General features: G+C 72.0%; 25 protein-coding genes. 13 read left to right on the forward strand and 12 right to left on the reverse strand.

What is annotated here, in order from left to right; genetic code table 11:
- Positions 1-57: 57 nt before the first annotated feature.
- From ACFY0O_RS09460 to ACFY0O_RS09470, 3 genes are read left to right on the forward strand one after another with little or no spacing between them, the layout of a single operon-like run.
- On the forward strand, positions 58-582 hold the full coding sequence (locus tag ACFY0O_RS09460; RefSeq protein WP_045948431.1) for a PadR family transcriptional regulator: 525 nt from the start codon (positions 58-60) through the stop codon (positions 580-582).
- Positions 582-1,268, forward strand: a complete 687-nt coding sequence (locus ACFY0O_RS09465) for an ABC transporter ATP-binding protein (RefSeq protein WP_358895481.1) — start codon at positions 582-584, stop codon at positions 1,266-1,268. The genes ACFY0O_RS09460 and ACFY0O_RS09465 overlap by 1 nt, the downstream gene beginning before the upstream one ends.
- Entirely contained in the window at positions 1,265-3,598 is a 2,334-nt protein-coding gene (locus tag ACFY0O_RS09470; protein WP_388944825.1) for an FtsX-like permease family protein, read from the forward strand. Before ACFY0O_RS09465 ends, ACFY0O_RS09470 begins: the two co-directional genes overlap by 4 nt.
- Before the next feature lie 30 nt (positions 3,599-3,628).
- Here ACFY0O_RS09470 and ACFY0O_RS09475 read toward each other — a convergent pair whose 3' ends face one another.
- The gene (locus ACFY0O_RS09475) at positions 3,629-4,576 is read right to left on the reverse strand and encodes a hydrogen peroxide-inducible genes activator (RefSeq protein ID WP_388944828.1); all 948 of its coding nucleotides are present in this window, start codon (positions 4,574-4,576) and stop codon (positions 3,629-3,631) included.
- A 135-nt stretch (positions 4,577-4,711) separates the two neighbouring features.
- Between ACFY0O_RS09475 and ACFY0O_RS09480 the strand changes: the two genes are divergently transcribed.
- The gene (locus ACFY0O_RS09480) at positions 4,712-5,266 is read left to right on the forward strand and encodes a peroxiredoxin (RefSeq protein WP_358895443.1); all 555 of its coding nucleotides are present in this window, start codon (positions 4,712-4,714) and stop codon (positions 5,264-5,266) included.
- A gap of 3 nt (positions 5,267-5,269) precedes the next feature.
- Positions 5,270-5,809 (forward strand): alkyl hydroperoxide reductase, encoded by a 540-nt coding sequence (locus tag ACFY0O_RS09485; RefSeq protein WP_388944831.1) that lies wholly within the window; start codon positions 5,270-5,272, stop codon positions 5,807-5,809.
- A gap of 77 nt (positions 5,810-5,886) precedes the next feature.
- On the opposite strand, the gene ACFY0O_RS09490 is transcribed toward ACFY0O_RS09485, so the two are convergent.
- The 5 genes from ACFY0O_RS09490 to ACFY0O_RS09510 form a co-directional block, all read right to left on the reverse strand.
- Positions 5,887-6,564, reverse strand: coding sequence for a hypothetical protein (locus tag ACFY0O_RS09490; RefSeq protein ID WP_388944833.1), 678 nt, complete (start codon positions 6,562-6,564; stop codon positions 5,887-5,889).
- Positions 6,561-7,889 (reverse strand): AI-2E family transporter, encoded by a 1,329-nt coding sequence (locus ACFY0O_RS09495; protein WP_388944835.1) that lies wholly within the window; start codon positions 7,887-7,889, stop codon positions 6,561-6,563. Before ACFY0O_RS09495 ends, ACFY0O_RS09490 begins: the two co-directional genes overlap by 4 nt.
- Positions 7,890-8,008: 119 nt before the next feature.
- The gene (locus ACFY0O_RS09500; RefSeq protein ID WP_358895447.1) at positions 8,009-8,731 is read right to left on the reverse strand and encodes a transglycosylase SLT domain-containing protein; all 723 of its coding nucleotides are present in this window, start codon (positions 8,729-8,731) and stop codon (positions 8,009-8,011) included.
- 408 nt (positions 8,732-9,139) lie between these two features.
- A complete protein-coding gene (locus ACFY0O_RS09505; RefSeq protein ID WP_388944838.1) occupies positions 9,140-10,456 on the reverse strand; it encodes a PhoH family protein in 1,317 nt (438 codons plus the stop codon).
- Positions 10,457-10,808: 352 nt separating this feature from the next.
- Entirely contained in the window at positions 10,809-11,570 is a 762-nt protein-coding gene (locus ACFY0O_RS09510) for an isoprenyl transferase (protein WP_358895449.1), read from the reverse strand.
- A gap of 129 nt (positions 11,571-11,699) precedes the next feature.
- Between ACFY0O_RS09510 and mgrA the strand changes: the two genes are divergently transcribed.
- Entirely contained in the window at positions 11,700-12,737 is a 1,038-nt protein-coding gene (mgrA, locus tag ACFY0O_RS09515) for an L-glyceraldehyde 3-phosphate reductase (RefSeq protein WP_388944841.1), read from the forward strand.
- Positions 12,738-12,868: 131 nt separating this feature from the next.
- On the opposite strand, the gene ACFY0O_RS09520 is transcribed toward mgrA, so the two are convergent.
- The gene (locus tag ACFY0O_RS09520; protein WP_388944844.1) at positions 12,869-13,573 is read right to left on the reverse strand and encodes a prepilin peptidase; all 705 of its coding nucleotides are present in this window, start codon (positions 13,571-13,573) and stop codon (positions 12,869-12,871) included.
- A 104-nt stretch (positions 13,574-13,677) separates the two neighbouring features.
- On the opposite strand from ACFY0O_RS09520, the gene ACFY0O_RS09525 reads away from it, so the two are divergent.
- Positions 13,678-14,034 (forward strand): DUF192 domain-containing protein, encoded by a 357-nt coding sequence (locus tag ACFY0O_RS09525; RefSeq protein ID WP_388944847.1) that lies wholly within the window; start codon positions 13,678-13,680, stop codon positions 14,032-14,034.
- Positions 14,035-14,098: 64 nt separating this feature from the next.
- Positions 14,099-14,716, forward strand: coding sequence for an SMI1/KNR4 family protein (locus ACFY0O_RS09530; RefSeq protein WP_388944849.1), 618 nt, complete (start codon positions 14,099-14,101; stop codon positions 14,714-14,716).
- Here ACFY0O_RS09530 and ACFY0O_RS09535 read toward each other — a convergent pair.
- Positions 14,713-15,705 (reverse strand): beta-propeller fold lactonase family protein, encoded by a 993-nt coding sequence (locus tag ACFY0O_RS09535; protein ID WP_388944852.1) that lies wholly within the window; start codon positions 15,703-15,705, stop codon positions 14,713-14,715. The genes ACFY0O_RS09530 and ACFY0O_RS09535 overlap by 4 nt on opposite strands.
- Positions 15,706-16,013: 308 nt before the next feature.
- Here ACFY0O_RS09535 and ACFY0O_RS09540 point away from each other — a divergent pair, with 308 nt between their 5' ends.
- Positions 16,014-17,291, forward strand: a complete 1,278-nt coding sequence (locus ACFY0O_RS09540) for an extracellular solute-binding protein (RefSeq protein WP_388945582.1) — start codon at positions 16,014-16,016, stop codon at positions 17,289-17,291.
- 148 nt (positions 17,292-17,439) lie between these two features.
- Here the strand turns inward: ACFY0O_RS09540 and ACFY0O_RS09545 are convergent, their stop codons facing one another.
- A complete protein-coding gene (locus ACFY0O_RS09545) occupies positions 17,440-18,066 on the reverse strand; it encodes a hypothetical protein (RefSeq protein WP_388944855.1) in 627 nt (208 codons plus the stop codon).
- A gap of 164 nt (positions 18,067-18,230) precedes the next feature.
- On the opposite strand from ACFY0O_RS09545, the gene ACFY0O_RS09550 reads away from it, so the two are divergent.
- The gene (locus ACFY0O_RS09550; RefSeq protein WP_388944857.1) at positions 18,231-18,527 is read left to right on the forward strand and encodes a hypothetical protein; all 297 of its coding nucleotides are present in this window, start codon (positions 18,231-18,233) and stop codon (positions 18,525-18,527) included.
- Between the two features lie 52 nt (positions 18,528-18,579).
- Here ACFY0O_RS09550 and ACFY0O_RS09555 read toward each other — a convergent pair whose 3' ends face one another.
- The 3 genes from ACFY0O_RS09555 to ACFY0O_RS09565 form a co-directional block, all read right to left on the reverse strand.
- Positions 18,580-18,900, reverse strand: coding sequence for a nuclear transport factor 2 family protein (locus tag ACFY0O_RS09555; RefSeq protein WP_388944860.1), 321 nt, complete (start codon positions 18,898-18,900; stop codon positions 18,580-18,582).
- A gap of 106 nt (positions 18,901-19,006) precedes the next feature.
- On the reverse strand, positions 19,007-19,819 hold the full coding sequence (locus ACFY0O_RS09560; RefSeq protein ID WP_388944862.1) for a polysaccharide deacetylase family protein: 813 nt from the start codon (positions 19,817-19,819) through the stop codon (positions 19,007-19,009).
- A gap of 216 nt (positions 19,820-20,035) precedes the next feature.
- Complete coding sequence (locus ACFY0O_RS09565; protein ID WP_388944865.1) at positions 20,036-21,616, reverse strand: MDR family MFS transporter; 1,581 nt, start codon at positions 21,614-21,616, stop codon at positions 20,036-20,038.
- 130 nt (positions 21,617-21,746) lie between these two features.
- Here ACFY0O_RS09565 and ACFY0O_RS09570 point away from each other — a divergent pair, with 130 nt between their 5' ends.
- The 3 genes from ACFY0O_RS09570 to ACFY0O_RS09580 all read left to right on the forward strand — a co-directional run bounded on the left by ACFY0O_RS09570 (position 21,747) and on the right by ACFY0O_RS09580 (position 24,539).
- Positions 21,747-22,340, forward strand: coding sequence for a TetR/AcrR family transcriptional regulator (locus ACFY0O_RS09570; protein ID WP_388944867.1), 594 nt, complete (start codon positions 21,747-21,749; stop codon positions 22,338-22,340).
- A gap of 161 nt (positions 22,341-22,501) precedes the next feature.
- Positions 22,502-24,160, forward strand: a complete 1,659-nt coding sequence (ctaD, locus tag ACFY0O_RS09575) for a cytochrome c oxidase subunit I (RefSeq protein ID WP_388944870.1) — start codon at positions 22,502-22,504, stop codon at positions 24,158-24,160.
- Positions 24,150-24,539, forward strand: coding sequence for a cytochrome c oxidase subunit 4 (locus ACFY0O_RS09580; protein ID WP_388944872.1), 390 nt, complete (start codon positions 24,150-24,152; stop codon positions 24,537-24,539). Before ctaD ends, ACFY0O_RS09580 begins: the two co-directional genes overlap by 11 nt.
- The last annotated feature ends 2 nt before the right edge of the window (positions 24,540-24,541 follow it).

The raw sequence follows: 24,541 nt of genomic DNA on the forward strand, positions 1-24,541 counted from the left end.
CCATCAGCCGGGGCCATCTATACACCGCGCGTATACACCCCGTGTATAGTCGCCGCCATGTCCATCGGCCACACCCTTCTCGGCCTCCTGGAGGCCGGCCCGCGCCACGGCTACGACCTCAAGCGCGCCTTCGACGAGAACTTCGGCCACGACCGCCCGCTCGCCTACGGGCAGGTCTACTCGACCATGTCCCGCCTCCTGAAGAACGGCCTCGTCGAGGTCGACGGGATCGAGAGCGGCGGCGGCCCCGACCGCAAGCGGTACGCCATCACCGACGCCGGGATCACCGACGTCGCGCACTGGCTCTCCGAACCGGAGAAGCCGGAGCCCTACCTCCACTCCACCCTCTACACGAAGGTGGTCCTCGCCCTGCTCACCGGCCGCAGCGCGAGCGGCCTGCTCGACACCCAGCGCGCCGAACACCTGCGCCTGATGCGCATCCTGACCCAGCGCAAGCGCAAGGGCGACCTCGCCGACCAGCTGGTCTGCGACCACGCCCTGTTCCACCTGGAGGCCGACCTGCGCTGGCTCGAACTCACCTCCGCCCGCCTGGACCAACTCGCCCGCGAGGTGCGCCGATGATGACCCCCGCCGGCTCCCTCCTCGTCGCCACCGGCCTGCACAAGGCGTACGGCACCACCAAGGCCCTCGACGGCGCCGGGTTCTCCATCCACGCCGGCGAGGTCGTCGCCGTCATGGGCCCCTCCGGCTCCGGCAAGTCCACGCTCCTGCACTGCCTCGCCGGGATCGTCGCGCCCGACGCCGGCACCGTCACCTACGACGGCCGCGACCTCACCGCCCTGGGCGACGCCGAGCGCAGCGCCCTGCGCCGCGGCCAGTTCGGCTTCGTCTTCCAGTTCGGGCAGCTCGTCCCCGAGCTGACCTGCGTGGAGAACGTCGCCCTGCCGCTGCGCCTGGCCGGGGTCAGGCGCAGGGAGGCCGAGGCCACCGCCCTGGGCTGGATGGAACGGCTCCAGGTCGAGGACGTCGGCGCCAAGCGCCCCGGCGAGGTCAGCGGCGGCCAGGGCCAGCGCGTGGCGGTGGCCCGCGCCCTGGTCACCCGCCCCCGGGTGGTCTTCGCGGACGAGCCCACCGGCGCCCTGGACTCCCTCAACGGGGAACTGGTCATGCAGCTGCTCACCGAGGCCGCCCGGGCCGCGAACGCCGCCGTCGTCCTCGTCACGCACGAGACCCGCGTCGCCGCGTACTCCGACCGCGAGATCGTCGTCCGCGACGGCCGCACCCGCGACATGGAACCGGCGATATGAGCGTGCTCCGGACCTGGCTCCGCGACCTGGCGCTGGGCGCCCGGTTCGCCCTCGGCGGCCGCGAGGGCCGCACCCGCACCCTGTTCACCGGGGTCGGCGTCGGCCTCGGCGTGGCGCTGCTGCTGATCAGTACGGCGATCCCGGGCGCGCTCGCCGCCCGCGGGGAACGGGCCGACGCCCGCTCCGTCCTGGGCGCCCCCACGGCCGCCGGGCCCGGCCGCGACACCCTGCTGATCGCCAGGGCCGACATGACGTACCACGGCCGGGACGTCGAGGGCCGGCTGCTGCGGCCGGAGGGCCCCGCGGCCCCGCTCCCGCCGGGCCTGAAGGCCTTCCCGGCCCCCGGCGAACTGGCCGTCTCCCCCGCGCTCGCGGAGCTGCTGCGCTCGGACGACGGCGCGCTGCTGCGCGACCGCCTCGACGCCCGGATCACCACGGTGATCGGCGACGACGGCCTCACCGGCCCGGCCGAACTCAGCTTCTACCAGGGCGCCGACACCCTCCCGGCGCCCGGGCCGGGCGAGTTGCGCGTCCAGCGGATCACCGGGTTCGGCGAACCGGACCGCCCCGAGCTCGGCCCGGTGCTGATGCTCACGGTCCTGCTGACCTTCGTCGCCCTGCTGCTGCCGGTCGCCGTGTTCATCGCCGCCGCCGTCCGCTCCGGCGGGGAGCGGCGCGACCAGCGGCTCGCGGCGCTGCGCCTGGTCGGCGCCGACGGCCGGACGGTCCGCCGGATCGCGGCCGGCGAGGCGCTGGCCGGGGCCGTGGCCGGGCTGCTGCTGGGCGCCGTCTTCTTCGCGGCCGGCCGCGAGCTGACCGGCTCGCTCTCCGTCGGGCAGCGCAGCGTCTTCCCGGCCGACCTCACCCCCGCGCCCGGGCTGGTCGTCCTGGTGGCCCTCGCCGTGCCCGTGGCGGCCGTGGCCGTGGCCCTGTTCGCGCTGCGCCGGGTGGTCATCGAGCCGCTGGGCGTCCTGCGGACGGGGGCGCCGCGCCCGCGCCGCGTCTGGTGGCGGCTGCTGCTGCCGCTCGGCGGGATCGGCCTGCTCGCGCCGATGGCGCGCCGCGGCATCGACGGCGGATTCAACCAGTGGCAGGTCGGCGGCGGCGTGGTGCTCCTGCTGTTCGGGATCACCGCCCTGCTGCCCTGGATGGTGGAGCGCTCCGTCGGCCGGATGCGCGGCGGCCCCGTCTCCTGGCAGCTGGCCGTGCGCCGCCTCCAGGTCTCCAGCGGCTCCTCCGCCCGCCTGGTCAACGGCATCGCGGTGGCGGTCGCCGGGGCCATCGCCCTGCAGATGCTGTTCTCGGGCGTCGAGGGCGCGGTGACGCGGCCGACGGGGCAGGACCCGGGCCGGGCCTCGGCCCAGGTCCTGCTCCACAGCGGCTCCTCCGCCCGCCCCGAGGACGTGGCCCGGCGGATCGGTGAGGCCCCGGGCGTCACCCGGGCCGTCGCGCTGACCCGCGTCGGTGCCGCGCGGCAGTTCCCGACGCTCGATTCGTCCGACGTGACCATCGGTACCTGCGAGGCGCTGGCCGAGCTCGCGGAGCTCGGCTCCTGCCGGGAGGGCGACGCCTTCCTCCTCCTCGACGGCGGCGCGCCGGGCACGGCCCTGGCGCCCGGTGAGCACGTCTACGCCGGCGACGTCCGGATGTCCCCGGAGTCCTCGGCCGCCCTCGGCGGGAAGACGGTCGAATGGACCGTCCCGGCCGCCGCCCGCGCCGTCCCCTCCCGCGAGGACCCCGCGGGCCGCATCTCCACGGGGGTGCTGGTCACCCCCTCCGCGGCCCCGAAGGACACGGGACGCTCCCAGAGCGCCCAGGTCTACGTCCAGACCGACGACGCGGTGCCGGACGCGCTGGAGCGGGTGCGCACCGCCGCCTTCAAGGGGGACCCCCTCGCCACGGTGTCCTCACTGCGGGCCACGCGGCAGGACCCCGCCTTCGCCGGGATCCGGGCCGGGCTGTTCCTCGGCGCGGGCGCGGTGCTGGTCCTGATCGGCACCAGCCTGCTGGTCACCCAGCTGGAGCAGCTGCGCGAGCGCAGGCGGCTGCTGTCCGCCCTGGTCGCCTTCGGCACCAGGCGCTCCGCGCTCGGCCTGTCGGTGCTCTGGCAGACGGCGCTGCCGGTCGCGCTCGGGCTGGTCCTGGCGGCCGGGGCCGGTATCGGCCTGGGCGCGGTGCTGATGGCGATGGCCCGGGTCCCGGTCCGGGTCGACTGGACGGCGGTGCTCGCGCTGACCGGCGCCGGCGCGGGGCTGGTCGCCGCGGTCACCCTGCTGACCGTGGCGCCCCTGCTGCGCCTGATGCGCCCGGACGGCCTGCGGACGGAGTAGCCCGCCCGGACCGCTCCCGGTGTGACCCCCTCAGTCGGTGGGCCACACCGGGAGCGGGCGCACGGCCTCGCGCAGGGCGCCCGCGACGGCCCGGAACTCCTCCTGCCGGGCGGTTCCGCTCCGCATCGCCAGGGCGATCCGCCGCGAGGGGGCCGGCTCGGCGAAGTAGCCCGTGGCCAGGGCCTCGTTGCGGGCCGTCTCCAGCCGCAGCGCGGTGCGCGGCAGCAGGGTCACCCCGAGCCCGCCGGCGACCAGCTGGACCAGCGTGGACAGTCCGGCGGCGGTGGTGGTGACGTCCGCCCCGGCGGTGCGTCCGGCCTCGCGGCAGATGTCCAGGGCCTGGTCGCGCAGACAGTGCCCCTCGTCCAGCAGCAGCAGTTGCAGGCCCAGCAGTTCCTCGCGCGGGATGTCCCGGCGGCCGGCCAGCGGATGGTCACGGGGCGCGAGCAGGACGAAGTCCTCGTCGAACAGGGGGAGTTCACACACCCCGGGAACGCCCAGCGGAACCGCGAGCAACAGCAGGTCGAGACGGCCCGCGGCCAGCCCCTCCAGCAGGGAGGCCGTCTGCTCCTCGTGGACCTGGAGGTCCATGCGCGGGTAGCGCCGGTGGAACAGCCCGAGCACGGTCGGCAGCAGGTACGGGGCGACGGTGGGGATCACCCCCAGCCGCAGCACCCCGGTGAACGGCGCCCGCACCGCCTCGGCCTCCTCCAACAGCCCGCCCACCGCGTCGAGCACCGCCCGCGCCCGGACGGCGATCCGCTCGCCGGCCGGGGAGAGCAGCACCTTGCGCGTGGTGCGCTCCAGCAGCTGCACCCCGAGGGCCTCCTCCAGCGCGGAGACGGCCCCGGACAGCGCGGGTTGGCTCATGCCGATCGCCGCCGCGGCGTCCCGGAAGTGCAGGTGCTCCGCGACCGCCGCGAAGGCGCGCAGCTGCGCCAGCGTCGGCTGCTTCTGTCCTCTACTACTCACAGCCACTGATAGGTACCTCCGATCACCCACCACAAGACTAGCTATTTCCCTAATCAATGCAGCTGTGCCAGCATGTGAGATCAGTCCAACCCCCTCGGAAAGCCCCCAAAAGGGTCACTTTCCATTCCGCAAGGAGAGTTCGTGCTCACTGTCGGTGACAAGTTCCCCAGCTACGACCTGACCGCCTGCGTCTCGCTCGAAGCCGGCAAGGAGTTTGCGCAGATCGACCAGAAGACCTACGAGGGCAAGTGGCGCGTCCTCTTCTTCTGGCCGGCCGACTTCACCTTCGTGTGCCCCACGGAGATCGCCGCGTTCGGCAAGCTGAACGACGAGTTCCTCGACCGCGACGCCCAGATCCTCGGCCTCTCCGGCGACTCCGAGTACGTCCACCACGCCTGGCGCAAGGACCACGCCGACCTGCGTGACCTGCCCTTCCCGATGCTGGCCGACTCCAAGCACGAGCTGATGCAGGCCTGCGGCATCCAGGGCGAGGACGGCTTCGCCCAGCGCGCCGTCTTCATCGTGGACCCGAACAACGAGATCCAGTTCTCGATGGTGACCGCCGGTTCCGTCGGCCGTAACCCCAAGGAGGTCCTGCGGGTCCTCGACGCCCTGCAGACCGACGAGCTGTGCCCCTGCAACTGGAACAAGGGCGACGACACCCTGAACGCCGGCGCCCTGCTGGCCGGTGAGTGACGGATGTCCCTCGACGCCCTCAAGTCCGCCATACCGGACTTCGCCAAGGACCTGAAGCTGAACCTCGGTTCGGTCATCGGCAACCAGGACACCCTGACGCAGCAGCAGCTGTGGGGCACCGTCCTGTCCTGCGCGATCGCCGCCCGCTCCCCGCGCGTCCTGCGTGAGCTGGAGCCCGAGGCCAAGGCCGCGCTGTCCCCGGAGGCGTACGACGCCGCCAAGTCCGCCGCCGCGGTCATGGCGATGAACAACGTCTTCTACCGGACCCGGCACCTGCTCTCCGACCCGGAGTACGGCACGCTGCGCGCGGGCCTGCGGATGAACGTCATCGGCAACCCGGGCGTGGAGAAGGTGGACTTCGAGCTCTGGTCGCTCGCGGTCTCCGCCATCAACGGCTGCGGCCAGTGCCTGGACTCGCACGAGCAGGTCCTGCGCAAGGCGGGCGTGGACCGTGAGACGGTCCAGGAGGCCTTCAAGATCGCCTCGGTGATCCAGGCCGTCGCCGTCACCCTCGACGCCGAAGCGGCCCTGGCCGCCGAGTAGTCACCCGTACGAGTGGACTCGTACCCCCTCCGTGCCCCCGCCGCCCTTCCGGCCGCGGGGGCACGGTGCTTTCGCGGCTACTTCCTGAGCCGGGTCAGCAGGGCGCGCAGGTCCTCGACCATCGCCGCCTTGACGGCGTCCCCGTCGAGGTCGCTCTTGTCGCCGTCGCCGCGGCCCCACCACTGGACGGTGAGCGTGAAGACCGCCCCGCCGTCGAGCACCTGGAGCCGGGGCGCCTGCAGCGAGCCGGAGAGCACCGCCCGCTCGCCCAGCCCGGACACCGGCTCGGCCGCCAGGGGCGTCACGTAGGGGTCCAGGACCGGCACGGCCGCGAACTCCGGCGCGGGGTCGGTCTTCTTGTGCAGCTCGACCAGGATCTGGGCGTAGGAGGCGAAGGCCTGGTTCTCCCTGTTCCCGTTGGCGAAGCAGTTCGACCAGTCCAGCGCGGGGCCCTCGCCGTTGCTCGGCACGCCCCGGCCCAGGCCGCCGAGCGCCGCGCCGACGGCCTTCAGCGGGGTCTCCGTGCACAGCTGCTCGCTGTGCCGGTAGCGGATCGGGGGCCCGGAGCCGCCGTAACGTTCCTGCACGACCAGGGCCCCCGCGAACACCGCGGAGGCCACGAGCGCCCCGCCCAGGGCCCAGCGCCAGTGCGCCGCCCGTAAGGGCCGCTCGGCCCCCGCCGGACCGACGGCGTCGGCGGGCTGCTCGGGCGCCTGGGAGGACCAGCCGCCTTCGATCTCGGGCTCGCTGATCATCCCCGGGGCTCCCGCTCGGCCGCCGACGCGGCGGTGGCGCCGTGGGGCGCGGGACCGGTCGGGGAGGGCGCCGCGAGGCGCCGCTCGCGCGAGTAGGCCCGCAGGTAGACGACCACGGTGTTGGTGACGGCGACCAGCGGCACGGCGACGACCGCGCCCCCGATGCCGGCGATCATCCCGCCGGCTGCGACCGACAGCACCACCGCGAGCGGATGGACCCGGACGGCCCGGCCCAGGATGAAGGGCTGGAGCACGTGCCCCTCGATCTGCTGGACGGCCAGCACCACCAGCAGCACCATCAGGGCGGTGAACGGCCCCTGGGTCACCAGGGCCACGACCACCGCGAGGGCGCCGGAGACCACCGCGCCGACGAGCGGGATGAAGGCGAACAGGAAGATGAACACGGCGAGCGGGACCGCCATCGGCACCTTGAGGAAGTAGATGCCGAGGCCGATGAACACGGCGTCGATGAGGGCGACCAGGACCGTGCCGCGCACGTAGGCGGTCAGCGTGCGCCAGGCGCGCGGGCCGGCGCCGGAGACGCCGGGGCGGGCGGCGGCGGGGACCAGGCCGAGGACCCACTTCCAGATCTTCTGGCCGTCGTAGAGCAGGAACAGCGTCGAGAACATCGCGAGCAGCATGCCCGTCAGCACCTCGACGAGCACCGTGACGCCCTGGAGACCGGCGGAGGTGATCTCCTCGGTGTTGGTGCCGATGGTCTCGCTGAGGTTCTTCGCGATGTCGTTGATCTGCTTCTCGGTCACGTGGAACGGACTGTCCAGTGCCCAGCTCTTGAGCTCGTTGATGCCCTCGCGCAGCCGGCTGGAGAGGTCGTCGAGGTTCTCCATGACCTGCCAGACCACGAACCAGCCGACCAGCCCGATGACGACGAAGCCGAGGACGGCGGTGACGGCGGTGGCCAGCCCGCGCGGCAGCCCGATCCGGCGCAGCCGGACCACGAACGGCTGGAGCAGCGCGGTGACGAGGAGGGCGGCGGCGAAGGCGAGGACGACCAGGCGGACCTCGCTGATCACCTTCATCAGCACCCAGACCATCCCGGCGAGCAGCAGCAGCCGCCAGCTGGCCTCGGCGGCGACGCGCACCCCCCAGGGGATGACGGCCGCCGGGTCGGGCCGGACGGCCGGCGCGGGCTCCTCCGGGACGTCGGGGACCTCCGCCCGGGGGGCGGGCGCGGGCGGGAGCGGCAGCGGCTCCACGTCGGCCTCGGCCTCCGCCTCCACCTCGGCCCGCCGCTCGTCCAGGCGCGCCTCCATCCGGCTCAGCCCTCTGCCGAGCCGGCCGAGCCAACCCGTCCACTTCGCCATGTCGTTCCCTTCCCCCGCCCCGCGACCACGCCTCGCACGACCGTACACGCGAGGAACCCCACACCGTAGGACGGTGTGGGGTTCCCCCGGGTTGTGCGCGGGCGTCGTCCGCCGGGCCTCTAGTACCAGCCGTTGGCCTGGTGGAAGCTCCAGGCGCTGCACGGGCTGCCGTAGCGCTCGTTCATGTAGCCCAGGCCCCACTTGATCTGCGTGGCCGGGTTGGTGCGCCAGTCCGAGCCGGCCGAGGCCATCTTCGAACCGGGGAGCGCCTGGACCAGGCCGTAGGCGCCCGACGAGGAGTTCACGGCCTGGTAGTTCCAGGTGGATTCCTCGTTGATGATGTTGGAGAAGCACTGGAACTGGCCCGAGGGGACCAGCTGCCGGGCGATGTCCTTGACCTGGGCGACCGTGTAGGAGCCCTGGACGGGGAAGTCGCCGGCGTCGCGCGTGGCAGAGCGGCTGGCGATGCCTTCGGCGGCGTCGCGCTCGTCCTTGAGCTTCTTGGCGTCGGCGTCCTTCTTCTCCTGCTCCGCCTTCTGCGCGTCCGCCTTCTTGGACTTGGCGTCCTCGGCGGCCTGGATGCGGGCAGCCTCCTCCGCCGAGCGCTTGGCGTCGTCGTCGGCGGCGTGGGCGATGGCGTCGGCCTGCTGGGCCAGGGACCCGCTCTGGACCTGGGCCTGCTCGCCGACCGGAACGTCCTGGAGGAGAGTCGCTCCGGACGCGGTCGTCTCGAGGTCGTTCGAGGTGGCGGCATCGCCAGTGGCGACGCCGACGACAGCGCCCACGGTGGTGACCGCGGTGGCCGAAGCCACTGCGAACCCCCGGACCGAGATCCGGCTCACACGGTGTCCTTCCAGCAGCGTCCGCAGTGACCGCGCGGGCGCAAGAGTGCCCCTTCGACACTGGACTCCGTGGTGTTCTGGTCACTGGAGACACGGGCCCGAGGACAACTCCCTTGCGGGGGCTGCCGCGTGAAACCGGGCGGCATACGGTCAACGGCTGTGGAGTTGTGGTGCTGCGCGTATCCCCAACAGGAGATACAGGAGTGCCGTATGCGGGGCCTGACGGAAAACAGACTCTGCCGGACCTCGACGCCGCAAGGCAATTCCGCGTTGCGTGTTAAAGGTCACATCAGGCAGGACGCCGTCGATTTGGCCAAAGCCCTGTGCGGAAGGACGCCGTCCGGCTAGGCTCCTGCGCCTTTGCCGGACGGCGTCAACTCGCCGTCCCACTATGGGGGATTTGGGCGATCAGATCCTTTCGAGCATCTCCGTGACGAGTGCGGCGATCGGGGAGCGCTCGGAGCGGGTGAGCGTGACGTGGGCGAAGAGCGGATGCCCCTTCAGCTTCTCAACGACGGCGACCACTCCGTCGTACCGGCCGACCCGCAGATTGTCGCGCTGGGCCACGTCATGGGTCAGAACCACCCGCGAGTTGGTCCCGATACGGGACAGAACGGTCAGCAGGACGTTGCGCTCCAGGGACTGGGCCTCGTCGACGATCACGAAGGCGTCGTGCAGGGAGCGGCCGCGGATGTGCGTGAGCGGCAGGACCTCCAGCATCCCGCGGTTCAGCACCTCCTCGATGACCTCGCGCCCGGCGACCGCCGAGAGGGTGTCGAAGACCGCCTGGGCCCAGGGGCTCATCTTCTCGCCGGCGTCACCGGGCAGGTAGCCGAGGTCCTGGCCGCCCACCGCGTACAGCGGCCGGAAGACCATCACCTTCTGGTGCTGGCGGCGCTCCAGGACGGCCTCCAGGCCCGCGCACAGCGCCAGCGCCGACTTGCCCGTGCCGGCCCGGCCGCCCATCGAGATGATCCCGATCTCCGGGTCCAGGAGCAGGTCCAGGGCGATGCGCTGTTCGGCGCTGCGGCCGTGCAGCCCGAAGGCGTCGCGGTCGCCGCGCACCAGGCGGACGTTGCCGTCGGCGGTGACCCGGCCCAGGGCCTTGCCGCGCTCGGACTGGAGGATCAGCCCGGTGTGCACCGGCAGTTCGGCGGCCTCCGGGACGTAGAGCCGCTCCTCGGAGTAGAGGAGGTCCACCTGCTCCCCGGAGAGCGCGAGCTCGCTCATGCCGGTCCAGCCGGCATCGGTGATGGCCAGCTCCGCCCGGTACTCCTCGGCCAGCAGGCCGACGGAGGAGGCCTTGATGCGCAGCGGGAGGTCCTTGGAGACGACCGTGACGTCGTACCCCTCGGCCTGCAGGTTGCGGGCGACCGCGAGGATGCGCGAGTCGTTATCCCCCTGCCGGAAGCCCGCCGGCAGGACGCCGGGGTCGGAGTGGTTGAGCTCGACGCGCAGGGTCCCGCCCAGATCGCCCAGGGGGATGGGGGCGTCGAGGCGGCCGTGGCGGACCCTGAAGTCGTCGAGCAGGCGCAGGGCCTGACGGGCGAAGTAGCCGAGCTCGGGATGGTGCCTCTTCGCCTCCAGCTCGGTGATCACCACGATCGGGAGCACGACCTCGTGCTCGTCGAAGCGGGAGATCGCGTTGGGGTCTGCCAGCAGGACGCTGGTGTCGAGGACGTAGGTCCGCCTGTCGGACAGGCGGCGCTTAGTGCTGGTCACCACGGAAGGACGTACCCCCTCGTAAGAGGTCGGGCCATGAAGACCGGACCGGTCAACGGCACCTGTGCCAGGGCCGCTTTCCGGCCCTCCATTCCGTCCGTGCGAACCGCACGCTCGTCCTGGTGCAAAGGGCCTCCCGGGCGGACGGCCCGGTGCCGTCCGCTGAGATTCGACACCCGTGGATCGGGCATCGACCTGCAAGGCTTATGCCCTTGAACGGGGGCGCCCATGCCATGGCATATGACGGACGCTCGGTGAAGCCCAGGTGAAGGCTCGACGAAGGGGACGGGCGGGTCCGGAGTGGCTCCGGGGGGGGTTCGGCCGCCGGGGTTCCTCGCGGGGGGCGCGCCCGGGGTCAGGTCCCGAACCGGCGGTGCCGGGCGGCGTAGTCGCGCAGGGCGCGCAGGAAGTCGACCTTGCGGAACGCCGGCCAGAAGACCTCGCAGAAGTAGTACTCGGAGTGCGCGCTCTGCCACAGCATGAACCCGGACAGCCGCTGCTCGCCGCTGGTGCGGATCACCAGGTCGGGGTCCGGCTGGCCGCGCGTGTAGAGGTGCTCCGCGATGTGGTCGATGTCCAGGACCTCGGCGAGCTCCTCGAAGGAGGTGCCCTTCTCGGCGTGCTCCAGCAGCAGCGAGCGGACCGCGTCGGCGATCTCCTGGCGGCCGCCGTAGCCGACGGCGACGTTGACCAGTATCCCGCCGATGTCGTGGGTGGCCTGCTCGGCCTCCTTCAGCACGTGCTGCGTCCGGGACGGCAGGATGTCCAGGTTGCCGACGTGGTGGACGCGCCAGCGGCCGTCCTCGGCGAGGCCCCTGACGGTGTTCTCGATGATGTTGAGCAGCGGGAGGAGCTCGCCCTCGGGGCGGTCCAGGTTGTCCGTGGAGAGCATCCACAGCGTGACGACCTCGACGTCCGTCTCGGTGCACCAGCCCAGCAGCTCGGAGATCTTGTCGGCACCGGCCTGGTGGCCCTGCACCGTCGAACTCCCGGACGCCTTGGCCCAGCGCCTGTTCCCGTCCAGGATGACGCCGATGTGCTTGGGCGACGCGTCATGGTCGAGGCGACCTTCCACCCGGCGTGCATAGAGCCTGTACACCAGGTCGCGCAGCTTCACGATCTTCCAGCCCCTCCGTGCAATGCCCCCGTACGAATTGCGGTCTCCCCCGAGTCCCCGCCACATTACTGCGCGGCGGGATCGGGTACCCAACTCGGTAGGTCACAAGTCCGTGATAGCAAGGACAACGTGACTGATACCAATCCCTATCGGGCAGAGCCCGACCGCTACGACTCCATGCCCTACCGGCGCACGGGCCGCAGCGGGCTCAAGCTTCCGGCCATTTCCCTCGGCCTCTGGCACAACTTCGGCGACGACAAGTCCCTGGAGTCCCAGCGCTCGATCCTGCGCCGCGCGTTCGACCTCGGCGTGACCCACTTCGACCTGGCCAACAACTACGGCCCGCCGCCCGGCTCCGCCGAGCTGAACTTCGGCAAGATCTTCGCCCAGGACTTCGCCCGCTACCGCGAGGAGCTGGTCCTCTCCACGAAGGCCGGCTACCTGATGCACCCCGGCCCGTACGGCGAGTGGGGCAGCCGCAAGTACCTCCTCGGCTCGCTGGACGCCTCGCTGAAGCGGATGGGCGTCGACTACGTCGACATCTTCTACTCGCACCGCTTCGACCCGGAGACCCCGCTGGAGGAGACCATGGGCGCGCTCGCGTCCGCGGTCCGGCAGGGCAAGGCGCTGTACGTCGGCGTCTCCTCGTACACGGCGGAGCAGACCGCCGAGGCCGTGCGGATCCTGCGGGAGATGGGCGTGCGCCCGCTCATCCACCAGCCCTCGTACTCCATGATCAACCGCTGGACGGAGGAGGACGGGCTGCTGGACACCCTGGAGGAGTCCGGCATGGGCTGCATCGCCTTCGCGCCGCTCGCCCAGGGCCTGCTGACCGGCAAGTACCTCCAGGGCATCCCGGAGGACTCCCGGGCGGCGGCCGGCAAGTCGCTGAACCCGGCGCTGCTGTCGGAGGACGTGGTGCGGCGGCTGCGCGGGCTCAACGAGATCGCGGCCCGGCGCGGCCAGTCGCTGGCCCAGCTGGCGCTGAACTGGGTGCTGCGGGACGACCGCATGACCTCGGCGCTGATCGGCGCGTCGAGCGTGAAGCAGCTGGAGGAGAACGTGGCCGCGCTGGCCGGGGCTCCGCTGTCGGAGCAGGAGCTGAAGGAGATCGACTCCTTCGCCGTCTCCACCCCCGGCACCAACATCTGGGCCCAGCGCGGCTGACCTGCGCTTTCGCCCGCACTGCGGCGGAAAGAAAAAACGGGCCGGTCCGTGGGGGGGATACGGACCGGCCCGAGGGGGGGGTTCCACCATAACCCTTCGTAAAGCGTCCTGCGTGCATCGGCGCGAAATGATTACGCTCCGAATCCACCCAGGAGCACTCCGGTGAGGGCTCCGGCGGCCATGAAGGGGCCGAAGGCGAAGCCGGTCCTGCGGGTCGCGCGGCTGGTCAGGAGGGCGGCGAGGCCGTAGAGGGCCCCGTAGAGCAGCCCGAGGAAGGCCCCGGCGGCCCATACCCCCCACCCGTACCACCCAAGAGCGACCCCGAGGGGGAGCGCGAGCTTGACGTCGCCGAGGCCCATGCCGGCGGGGTTGATCAGGAACAGCAGCAGGTACGCCGCCCCGAGCGCGGCCCCGCCGAGCAGCGCCCCCCGCCAGGTGCCGGCGGCGCGGGGCAGGAGGGCGGCGGCGCCGAGCAGGGCCGCCGTCGCGGCGGCGAGGGGGAGGGTGAGCACGTCGGGCAGCCGGTGCACGGCGAGGTCGACCATCCCGAGCAGCACGAGGACGGGCGCGAGCCCGGCGAACACGGCCGCCTCGGGCCGCACCCCTCCGGCGGCCGCCAGCGCGGCGCAGACGGCCGCACTGAGGGCGGCGGGGGCCCACCCCCGGCCCCGGCCGCAGCAGGCGCGGCCGAACCAGCCCTCGACCGGGTGCCCGTCGGGGCAGTGCGTGCGCCACGGCTCGCCCGGCTCCACGGACAGCCGGTAGGCGGGCCGGGGGAGCCCCAGTCCGGCGGCCGCGCCGTACGCGGCGGCGAGGATGATCACGACGACGCCCATCCGCCGACGGTAGACCCCCGCCCCCGGCCGGGGATGGGCCCTGGGACCCCTTCTCGCTCCGCGCAGCGGGCCCGGAGACGGCCGGCGGAGCCTAAGGTGGCGGCATGGGTTATCAGGACGGGGCCGGGATCCTCCGGCTCGGGGAGACCGCCGTGCCCCTGGAGATCGCCGCCTCCTACCGCGCCCGGACCAGAGGACTGCTCGGCCGGGACGGGATCGAGGGAGCGCTCCTGCTCACCCCCGCCGCCTCCGTGCACACCTTCCGCATGCGGTTCCCCATCGACGTCGCCCACCTCGACCGCCGCCTGCGCGTCATCGCCGTGACCACCATGCCCCCCAACCGCCTCGGCCTGCCGCGCCCCCGCGCCCGCCACGTCCTGGAGGCGGAGGCCGGGGCCATGGCCGCCTGGGGCCTGCACCCCGGCGCCACGGTCGCGCTGGAACGTCTCGAGGGGCCCTAGGTCACGGCGGCGCCCGGGCGGTAGGTTGGGGCGGTTGAGGTGGGGTGTCAGGGGAGCGGCGGGCATGACGGAGAACGCGCGGGTCAAGGCGCTTGAGCAGATCATGCCGGCGACGCACGGCGCCGACGAGGACGTCGACTGGCAGGCGGCCGAGGCCGCCTGGGGCACCCGTTTCCCCTCCGACTTCGTCGCGTTCATGGGCCGTTTCGGCGCCGGCTCCATCAACGGCGAGGCCGGGATCCTGCTGCCCCTGCCGAAGCCCGGACTCCAGTGGGACCCGGCCGAGATGGCCGAGGAGACCGCCAACGCCCGGCAGGCGTGGGAGGCCGGGGGCGGGCGGGCCGCGTTCGGCGTGGACCCGGAGGCGATCATCGCCTGGGGGGTCACCGCCGGCGCCGACATCCTGTGCTGGCTCACCACCGACCCCGACCCGGACCGCTGGCCTGTCCTGGTCGTCGGGCGGCACACCGCGGACGCCTTCGCGGTGTACCCGTACGGCATGGCCGAGTTCCTGCTGCGGATGTGCTCCGACGAGTTCGACGTGAGCCCCGTCGGCATCACCTTCTGGGACGCCGGCCACCTCAGCTTCGTGCACTGGCGCAAGGCCCAGCGCCGCTGGCAGGAGGGCCGCAACCCCGAGACGGGCGAGCCGGACCCGTACGCCGGCGAGTTCGCCGACTAGAAGACCGCGACGCCCGTCGGGCCGTCGCCCACGGGGACGGTGGCCCGTACGCGGTGCGTCGAGGTGTCGACGACCGACAGGGTGTCCGAGTCGAAGTCGCTCACGTACACCCGGGAGCCGTCCGGGGCGACGGCGAGGCCGTTGGGGCCGTGGCCCACCGGGACGGTCGCCGTGACGGCGCGGGCGCGGGTGCAGACCACCGACACCGTGTCGGACCCGAGGTCGGCGACGTACACCTCGCGGCCGTCCGGTCGCACCCCGATGCCCGCGGGCTGCTTCCCGACCGGGATCCGGTCCGTCTCCGCGCCCCGGCGGAGGTCGACCACCGACACGTCGTCCGAGGACAGGTTGGAGACGTACAGGCTGCGGCCGTCGGGGGTGAGCACCAGGGCGGTCGGTCCGGCGCCGACGCGGATGGCGCCGGTGACCCGTCCGGTGTCGGTCCGGACCACCGAGACGGTGCCGGAGCCCGCGGCGGCGACGTACAGGGTGCCGCCGTCGGGCGTCACGGCCAGGCCCAGCGGGGCGTCGCCCACCGCGATGGTGTCCGTCACGGTGAGGGTGCGGGCGTCGATCACCGAGACGTCGTCCGACCCGACGTCGGCGACGTAGACGCGCCGGCCATCGGGGGAGACCGTCACCCTGCTCGGTTCGTCCCCGACGGGCACGGTGGCGACGACCGTCCTCGTGCGGGTGTCGATCACCGAGACGGTGTCCGCCGCGGAGTCGGTGGCGTAGGCGCGGGAGCCGTCCGGGCCGACGGCCACGCTGTCCGGTCCGCGCCCGACCGGGACGGCGTCCACGGCCCCGCCGGTGCGGGCGTCGACGACGGAGACCGTGTCGGAGTGGAGGTCGGCGACGTAGACCAGGGCGCCGGGACCCCGCGGCGGCCCGGCGGAGGCTCCGGCCGGGTTCCCCGGTCCCAGCAGCGCCGCCGTCACGCAGAGCACGACGGCCGCTCGCCGCCCCGGGGCCTGATTCCTCGTCATGCGGCCACGCTAGGGCCGCGGGCCGGAAAGCCGCGGGAGGCTCGCGCGCGGGACGCCGGGGAAGGAAACGGGCGTTTCGGTTGGTCTACGCGCGTCGGAATTCGTCGCCGCATATTCGAAAACACAAATGCGGAAAAGCCGTTTTGGAGCATCGGACACAAGTGCCGCCCCGATGGAAACAACTCCGCCGCCGTCAGGAGAGAATTCCGGCCAGGACGGGCCGCGGCGGGACACCCCAGCCCGGAGCAACTGATAAGTAATATCCGGTCTCAAAAGAAAATCAGGGGTATCCACCCGTGCGACGAAGAATGTTCGGCACCGCCGCCACGGCGACCGCCTTCGGCCTGCTCGTCACGCTCTCCGGCTGCGGGTCTTCCGCCGGTGGCGCAGGCGACAGCGGCACGCTGCGCCTGGTGGCCGCCGAATACGGCGATACGCCGGCGACCAGCTCCAAGGCTTTCTGGGACAAGGTGACGAAGGATTTCACCGCCGCCAACCCGGGCATCAAGGTCCAGGTGCAGCTGCTGCCCTGGGCCGACATCGACCGCGAGGTCTCCCGTATGGTCAAGGCCGGCAATGCGCCGGACATGGCGCTGATGGGTTCCTACTCGGACTTCGCGGCGCAGGGAAAGCTGTATTCCGCGGAAGAACTGCTCTCCATCAGCGCCGAGGCGGACTTCCTCCAGCCGCTCGCCGAGGCCGGTTCCGTCGGCAACACCCTCTACGGCCTGCCGTTCGTGGCGTCCAGCCGCCTGCTCTTCTACAACGACACCCTGTTCAAGCAGGCCGGGATCACCTCGCCCCCGAAGACCTGGTCCGACCTCACGGCCGACGCCAAGGCGCTCAAGGACAAGGGGGTGAAGTACCCGATCGCCCTGCCGCTGGGCCCCGAGGAGGCGCACGCCGAGGCGATGATCTGGGAGCTGAGCAACGGCGGCGGGTATGCCGACAGCAGCGGCAACTACAGCCTGGCCTCCGACCAGAACATCGCGACCTTCCGCTGGCTCAAGGACAAGCTGGTCACCCCCGGCCTCACCGGCCCGACCCCGCCGTCCCAGCTCAACCGCGCCGACGCCTTCGCCGCGTTCCTGCGCGGTGAGGTCGGCATGGTCAACGGCTACCCCTCGCTGCTGCACGAGGCCCGCGCCAAGGGCATGACCGTCCAGGCCGTCCCCATGCCGGTCTCGGACAACCTCGGCGCCGGCGAGATCCCGCCGACCGTGGGCGTGGCGGACTGGATGATGGCGTTCAAGCAGAACGGGAAGGGGCCGGAGATCGGCAAGTTCCTGGACTACCTCTACCAGGACAAGAACCTGTCGGACTTCGCGGGCCGCTACCACCTGCTGCCCTCGACGGTCTCGGCCTCCCGTACCCCCTCGGGCGGCGGCCTCGACCGCAACGACGAGCAGTTCCTGACCGCCCTGCGCGGCGCGCAGCTCTACCCGGTCAACGACCCGTCCTGGGTGACGGTCAGCGACACCATCAAGCGCAACATCGGCCACGCCACCGACCCCAACGGCGACGCCAAGGCGGTACTGGAGGGCATCGCCGCGAAGGCGGCCGAGGCGGGCCGGAAGAACGGCTGAGACGCCTTCCCCGTACGGCAGAATGGTCTGCGGCCCTCCATCCAGGAGCCGTGGCCCGGTCGCCCGCCGAGCACCCACGAGGTGCGCAGGGCGACAGGCCTCCTTCCGGGCCGAACCCCCTCGCGGCCCCCTCGCGGCCCCCTCACGGCTACTTCCCGGCGCGCTCCGCCGCGAACGCCGTCCGGTACTGCTCGCAGCTGGAGTTCCAGCGCAGCGTGCCGCCCACCGTCGCGTAGCCCGGGCGCTCGATCGTCCACTCCACCGTGTAGTCACCGGTGTCGCACGCGATCCTCTTGTCCCCCGCCACCTTCTGACGGCCCGTCGCCGCCTGGCCGGAAAGCTCCTTGTGCACCTGCGCCACCGCGGTGTGCCGCGCGTCGCGCAGTACGGCGTGCAGGGTGAGGGCGTGCTTGCCGTTCTTCGTGGTCAGGCCCTTGTTCACCAGCACGTCCGAGACCGTCCAGGCGAACTCGTACGAGGGCAGCCAGGCCAGCGTCTTCGGGTCCCCGACCTTGCGCTCCCATTCCGGGGCGCCCTCCGGTCCGGGCCGGGTGACGGTCTGGTACTGCACCCCCGGGTGGAACCGGGCCTCCCCCTCCACCTTGTGCTTCTGGTCCCCGCTCCACGCCTTCCCGCTCCCGACCGGGTCCTGGGGGAGGTTCCCCTTGCCCTCCCCCTTGCCGTCGGCGGCGGTGGCGGCCGCCTGGCCGAGGACGGGCGTGAGGGCCGCGACGGCGGCGACGACGGTGAGAGCGGCGGTGCGGGTGCGCGTCATGCCCCGTCCAACGGCGCCCGCGCCGGGGCCGGAACGTCGCGGGGCCCGCGTTCACCCGTACGTGAGCGGGACGCGCGGGCACAGGTGACAGATTCCGGCCAGGGGAGGCATATGAACCGACCGGCTTCTGCTTGTCTGTGCGCGAACAGCGAAATGATCTACGGATGGTGACGGGGGATGCCGCGGTCGGCGGCCTGGAGGGCCGGGCCGGGCTGCTGACGCCGGAGACGGCGGCCGAGGTGGCGCGGCTGCACACGCCGGGCCAGGACGCGGTGGCCGCGGAGGCGGACCACTTCGGGCTGGGCTTCGAGAAGCAGCACGCGGTGGGGCCGGAGGCCTTCGGGCACTGCGGCGCGGCGGGCGCCAACGGGTTCGCCGACCCGGTGACGGGGATCGCGTACGGGTACACGCGCCGCCGCTTCGGGTCCCGGGCGGCCTGGCCCCGGAGAACGGGCCGCTGACGGCGGCGGTGCTCCAGGTGGCGCGGGGGCTGTAGGGGGCGCCCGCCGCCGGTCAGGCCTGGCCGGTCTCGAAGCGGCTGACGCGGCCGTCCTCGACGCTGAACCGCCAGGCGGTGCGCATGGCGCCCCAGGTGTCGTTGCGGTACTCGGCGACCAGGGAGCGGCCGCCGTCGGACTCGGAGTCGACGTCCATGTGGCCGTTGGAGGAGAAGATCTCGCGGTCGGCCCAGTCGTTCACGTCGCGGTCGCTGCCGTCGTCGGACATGGTGGCGCCGGGCGCCAGGGCCGCCCCGAAGGCCTGCCGGTCGCCGGCGTTGAGGGCGGTGACGAAGGCGCGGACGGCGGGGTCGCTCAGCTGGTGCACGGGGATCACGGGGGTCTCCTGGCGGGTTCGTGCGTACGGGGCTTCGTGCACGACCAGGGAACACCGGCGGCGGGGCCGGGGCGCGGACCCGCAGCCGTTCGGGGGAGACGGCGTGTCAGGGGGCGGTGCGGACCGGGAAGCCGGTCGGCCGTCCCTCGTCCTTGAGCCAGGCCAGTACCTGGTCGAGGGCGGCGACGGTCTGGCTGCGGTCGCCGCCGCCGTCGTGGAAGAGGACGGTGGGGCCGTTGCCGATCTCGCGCTTGACGTTGGCGACGATGGCGGCGGTGCCGGGCTTGCCGAAGTCCTTGGTGTCGACGTTCCAGCCGAGGGGGCGCATCCCGGCGGCCGCGGCGATGCGGCGGCTGTCGGGGGTGAAGGCCCCGCCGGGGGCGCGGTAGTACTCGACCTCGGCGGCGCCGCCCGCGGCCTCCTCGATCAGCTTCTTCGCGTCGAGGATCTGCGCCTCCTGGTAGGGGACGGGCTTCTTGGCCATGGTCGTGTCGTGGTCCATGGTGTGGTCGCAGAGCCGGTGTCCGGCCGCGACGACCTGCTTGACCAGGTCGGGGTGGGCCTGGGCCTGCGGGCCGATCATGCAGAAGACGGCCTTCACGTCGTACTTGGCGAGGACGTCGAGGACCTTGGGGGTCCAGCGGGGGTCGGGGCCGTCGTCAATGGTGATGTTTACCGCGTCACCGCCGGCCTCCGAGGCGTGCGCGATGCTCTCGGGCACGGCGGTGGAGGGGGCGGGGGTTGCGCCCGGTTTTCCGTCCGCCGGGGTGGCACTGGAGGCTGACGCACCGTCATGGGCGGAGTGGTCCGCTCCGGCGGGGAGCAGGGTGGTGACCCCCCAGACGGTGGCGGCGACGGCTGCGGCCGAGGCCGCGACGGCTATCCGGGCTCGGGGGCTGTGCTTCTGCGTGCGCGTCATGTGGATCAGGACGCCTTCGAACCTGAGAAGGTTCCCCTTAATTGCCCTATAAGTTCCCGGTAATCAGGACTTTGGTCCTTTATTGCCACTGTTGTCACGGTCGTCCCGCGGGCCCCCGGGGACACGCGAAGAGGCGGGTGGGGCCCGGGACTTCCCGGGCCCCACCCGCCTCTCGGGTGGTGCGGTGTGGTGCGGTGTGGTGCGTGCCGCCGCGCGTCAGTGCGCGAGCGAGTCGGCCGGGGAGGCGGCGGCCTGGGCGCCCGCGCCGCCGGCCTGGGCCGGTCCGGCGCCCCGCAGCGGGACCTCCTTGACGAACCAGGCGAGTACGAAGCCGAGTACGGCGATGGCCGCGCCGAGCAGGAACGCCGAGTGCGTGCCGGCGGCCACCGCGTGCTGGTAGGCGTCGCGGACGGCCTCGGGCAGCTTGGCCAGGCTGGCCGCGTCGAGCTGGGCGGAGCCGGAGGCCTTGGCGGCCTGCGGGCCGAGGCGCTCGGACATGGTGTCCGTGACGCGGGAGGTGAACAGGGAGCCCATCAGGGCCACGCCGAAGGAGCCGCCGAGGGTGCGGAAGAGGGTGGCGGAGGAGGAGGCGACGCCCATGTCCTTCATCTCCACGCTGTTCTGCGCGACCAGCATCGTGATCTGCATCAGGAAGCCGAGGCCGGCGCCGAGGACGGCCATGTAGAGGCCGGAGACCAGGCGGGTGGTGCCGGTGTCCATGGTCGCGAGCAGGAACAGGCCGACGACCATGAGGGCGCCGCCGGCGATCGGGAACACCTTGTACTTGCCGCTGCTGGTGGTGATGCGGCCGACGACGAGCGAGACGACCATCATCGAGAGCAGCATCGGCAGGAGCAGCAGGCCGGAGTTGGTGGCCGAGGCGCCCTGGACCGCCTGCTGGAACAGCGGGAGGTAGAGCACGCCGCCGAACATGGCGAAGCCGACGAGGAAGCCGATGACGGACATCAGGGTGAAGTTGCGGCTGCGGAAGATGTGCAGCGGCATGACCGGCTCGGCGGCCTTGGTCTCGGCGTAGACGAAGGCGGCGATGGCCAGGACGCCGGCCACGATCAGGCCGATGATCTCGCCGGAGCCCCAGGCGTACTCGGTGCCGCCCCAGGTGGTCACGAGGACGGTCGAGGTGATGGCCACGGTCAGCAGGGCGGCGCCCAGGTAGTCGATCTTCCCGTTGGCCTTCTTCTTGGGCAGGTGCAGGACCGCCGAGACCATCGCGAGGGCGACGGCGCCGAGGGGGAGGTTGATGTAGAAGGACCAGCGCCAGCCCATGTGGTCGGTGATGGTGCCGCCGACCAGCGGGCCGCCGATCATGGCGAGGGCCATCACGCCGGCCATCATGCCCTGGTACTTGCCGCGCTCACGGGGCGGGATCAGGTCGCCGATGATCGCCATGACACCGACCATCAGACCGCCGGCGCCCAGGCCCTGGATGGCGCGGAAGCCGATGAGCTGGCCCATGTCCTGGGCCATGCCGCTGAGGGCGGAGCCGATGAGGAAGATGACGATCGAGGTGAGGAAGGAGCCCTTGCGCCCGTACATGTCGCCGACCTTGCCCCAGATCGGGGTGGAGGCGGCGGTGGCCAGGGTGTAGGCGGTGACCACCCAGGAGAGGTGTTCGAGGCCGCCGAGCTCGCCGACGATGGTCGGCATCGCGGTACCGATGATCATGTTGTCGAGCATCGCGAGCAACATCGCGATCATCAGGGCCATCAGGACGACCCGTACGCTGCGCGGCTTCACCTCCTCCGGCTGTCCGGCCTGCTTCACTGCGTCGCTCATGTCCACTCCCCGTGACACCGATCTCTTCATTCCCCTGCGCGGACACTTACTTGCCGCCCGGCTAGTTCACTACACTGGGGAAGGTAGACCCGTCACTAGCCGGGCGTCAAGTAAGTTCGTGGGGAGACACATGTCCAGCAGCTCCAGCGGCACGGGACCGCAGGCCAGGCGCGGGAACACGCGTCAGCGCATCCAGGACGTCGCGCTGGAGCTGTTCGCCGAGCAGGGGTACGAGAAGACCTCGCTGCGCGAGATCGCGGAGCGGCTGGAGGTCACGAAGGCGGCCCTCTACTACCACTTCAAGACCAAGGAAGACATCATCATCAGCGTCTTCGAGGACCGCACGCGGCCCATCGACGAGCTGATCGAATGGGCGCAGGAGCAGCCCCGGACGCTGGAGACCAAGCGCGAGATGCTGCGCCGCTACAGCGAGGCCATGGTCGCGGGCACGCAGCTGTACCGGTTCATGCACGAGAACCAGGCGACGATGCGCGAGCTGAGCATCGGGGAGATCGTCAAGAAGCGCATCTTCACCCTGGTCGAGCTGCTGCGCACGGAGGACGGGCCGCTGGCGGACCAGGTGCGCTGCGTGAGCGCCCTGTTCACGCTGCACGCGGGGATGATGTTCCTCCAGCACGTGGACGAGGCCGACCCGGAGGCGACCCGGCTGGCGGCCCTGGAGGTCGCGACCGACCTCATCACCCGCGCCCACGGCGGAGGGTGACCGCTCCCCCGGGCGGGGGATACGCGGGCCGGGCCGGGGCGGGCCCCGGCGCGTCGGACGGGTGACGGGGCGGGTCGGCGGTACTCGAAGGGAGTGCACGCCCGGCTGCGGGGCCGCGGGGCCCCGGGGCCGGGAAGCTGCGAGGCTCCCTGGAGGACCCGATGACGGCGCTGGACCCCTCACCCCCGCCGGAGACGGAGGCGCGGACCGGACGGCGGGTCCGGCAGGGCGCGGCGGTGCTGCGCTGGCTGTCGACCACCGACCACAAGGTGATCGGCAACCTCTACCTGGTGACGGCCTTCTGCTTCTTCCTCTTCGCCGGGGTGCTCGCCCTGGTGATGCGGGCGGAGCTGGCCCGGCCGGGGCTGCAGATCGTGTCGAACCAGCAGTACAACGAGCTGTTCACGGTCCACGCCACGATCATGATGCTGCTGTTCGCGACGCCGACCTTCACCGGCTTCGCCAACGCGGTGATGCCGCTGCAGATCGGGGCGCCGGACGTGGCCTTCCCCCGGATGAACGCCTTCACCTACTGGGTCTACCTCTTCGGCGGCCTGATGGTGGTCTCCGGGTTCCTGACCTCCGACGGGGCGGCGGCCTTCGGCTGGTTCGCGTACGCCCCGCTCAACGGGGCCGTCTACTCCCCCGGCACCGGCCCCGACCTGTGGGCGATGGGCCTGGCCGTGGCGGGTCTGAGCACCATCCTCGGCGCGGTCAACTTCATCACCACGATCATCTGCCTGCGCGCGCCGGGCATGACCCTGTTCCGGATGCCGATCTTCACCTGGAACGTGCTGTTCACGTCGATCCTGGCACTGCTGGCGTTCCCCGTGTTCACGGCCGCCCTGCTGGCCCTGGAGGCGGACCGCAAGTTCGGGGCGCACGTCTTCGACGCGGCGAACGGGGGCGCGCTGCTGTGGCAGCACCTGTTCTGGTTCTTCGGGCATCCGGAGGTCTACATCGTGGCCCTGCCGTTCTTCGGCGTGGTCAGTGAGATCGTCCCGGTCTTCAGCCGCAAGCCCATGTTCGGCTACGTGTCCCTGATCGGGGCGACCATCGCCATCACCGGCCTGTCCGCGACCGTGTGGGCGCACCACATGTTCGCGACGGGCGCCGTCCTGCTGCCGTTCTTCTCCCTCCTCTCCTTCCTGATCGCCGTGCCGACGGGGGTGAAGTTCTTCAACTGGATCGGCACGATGTGGCACGGCTCGCTCTCCTTCGAGACGCCGATGCTGTGGTCGGTCGGCTTCCTCGTCACCTTCCTGCTGGGCGGGCTGACCGGGGTGCTGATCGCCTCGCCGCCGCTGGACTTCCACCTCACCGACAGCTATTTCGTCGTCGCCCACCTCCACTACGTCCTCTTCGGCACGATCGTCTTCGCCACCTTCGGCGGGCTCTACTTCTGGTGGCCCAAGCTGACCGGCCGGATGCTGGACGAGCGGCTGGGCCGGCTGCACTTCTGGACCCTGTTCCCCGGCTTCCAGCTGACCTTCCTCGTCCATCACTGGCTGGGCGAGCAGGGCATGCCGCGCCGGTACGCCGACTACCTGGCGTCGGACGGGTTCACCCTCCTCAACACCCTCTCCTCGATCGGCGCCTTCCTGCTGGGAGTGTCCACGCTGCCGTTCCTCTACAACGTCTGGAAGACCGCGCGCGAGGGCGAGCGGGTGGCGGTCGACGACCCCTGGGGCTGGGGCCGCTCGCTGGAGTGGGCGACGAGCTGCCCGCCGCCCCGCCACAACTTCCACGCCGTGCCGCGGATCCGCTCGGAGTCCCCGGCCTTCGACCTGCACCACCCGGAGGTGCCCCGTGAAGGCTGAGGCCTGGCTGTTCACCGGAACGGCCCTGTTCTTCGGGGCCACCGCCATCGTCTACCGCTGGTTGTCCACCGACCCGGCGGGCAGCTCCGCGCTGTGCGTGTCCTTCCTGATGTCGGCCCTGGTCGCCGCCTTCCTGTGGCGCCGGCACCGGCGGGGCGGGGAGCGGCCCGAGGACCGCGACGACGCCGAGGTGCGGGAGGCCTCCGGCCGCCGGACCTTCTTCCCCGACCGCAGCTACTACCCCGTCCTGACCGCGCTCGGCGCGGCACTGGCGGGGCTGGGGGTGGTGCAGGGGTTGTGGCTGTTCCTGATCGGCTTCGGGGCCCTGGGGGCGGGGATCCTCGGCTTCGCCTTCCAGAACCTCGACCACCCCGAGTAGGG

It is taken from the genome of Streptomyces sp. NPDC001594, from assembly GCF_042893675.1.
Lineage (GTDB): Bacteria > Actinomycetota > Actinomycetes > Streptomycetales > Streptomycetaceae > Streptomyces.

Bases quoted from the DNA above. Each gene is read 5' to 3' on its own strand.
- ACFY0O_RS09460 (WP_045948431.1), top strand. From the start codon at position 58: ATGTCCATCGGCCACACCCTTCTCGGCCTCCTGGAGGCCGGCCCGCGC.
- ACFY0O_RS09465 (WP_358895481.1), top strand. From the start codon at position 582: ATGACCCCCGCCGGCTCCCTCCTCGTCGCCACCGGCCTGCACAAGGCG.
- ACFY0O_RS09470 (WP_388944825.1), top strand. From the start codon at position 1,265: ATGAGCGTGCTCCGGACCTGGCTCCGCGACCTGGCGCTGGGCGCCCGG.
- ACFY0O_RS09485 (WP_388944831.1), top strand. From the start codon at position 5,270: ATGTCCCTCGACGCCCTCAAGTCCGCCATACCGGACTTCGCCAAGGAC.
- ACFY0O_RS09490 (WP_388944833.1), bottom strand. From the start codon at position 6,564: ATGATCAGCGAGCCCGAGATCGAAGGCGGCTGGTCCTCCCAGGCGCCC.
- ACFY0O_RS09495 (WP_388944835.1), bottom strand. From the start codon at position 7,889: ATGGCGAAGTGGACGGGTTGGCTCGGCCGGCTCGGCAGAGGGCTGAGC.
- ACFY0O_RS09520 (WP_388944844.1), bottom strand. From the start codon at position 13,573: ATGGGCGTCGTCGTGATCATCCTCGCCGCCGCGTACGGCGCGGCCGCC.
- ACFY0O_RS09525 (WP_388944847.1), top strand. From the start codon at position 13,678: ATGGGTTATCAGGACGGGGCCGGGATCCTCCGGCTCGGGGAGACCGCC.
- ACFY0O_RS09530 (WP_388944849.1), top strand. From the start codon at position 14,099: ATGACGGAGAACGCGCGGGTCAAGGCGCTTGAGCAGATCATGCCGGCG.
- ACFY0O_RS09535 (WP_388944852.1), bottom strand. From the start codon at position 15,705: ATGACGAGGAATCAGGCCCCGGGGCGGCGAGCGGCCGTCGTGCTCTGC.
- ACFY0O_RS09540 (WP_388945582.1), top strand. From the start codon at position 16,014: ATGTTCGGCACCGCCGCCACGGCGACCGCCTTCGGCCTGCTCGTCACG.
- ACFY0O_RS09545 (WP_388944855.1), bottom strand. From the start codon at position 18,066: ATGACGCGCACCCGCACCGCCGCTCTCACCGTCGTCGCCGCCGTCGCG.
- ACFY0O_RS09550 (WP_388944857.1), top strand. From the start codon at position 18,231: ATGGTGACGGGGGATGCCGCGGTCGGCGGCCTGGAGGGCCGGGCCGGG.
- ACFY0O_RS09560 (WP_388944862.1), bottom strand. From the start codon at position 19,819: ATGACGCGCACGCAGAAGCACAGCCCCCGAGCCCGGATAGCCGTCGCG.
- ACFY0O_RS09565 (WP_388944865.1), bottom strand. From the start codon at position 21,616: ATGAGCGACGCAGTGAAGCAGGCCGGACAGCCGGAGGAGGTGAAGCCG.
- ACFY0O_RS09570 (WP_388944867.1), top strand. From the start codon at position 21,747: ATGTCCAGCAGCTCCAGCGGCACGGGACCGCAGGCCAGGCGCGGGAAC.
- ctaD (WP_388944870.1), top strand. From the start codon at position 22,502: ATGACGGCGCTGGACCCCTCACCCCCGCCGGAGACGGAGGCGCGGACC.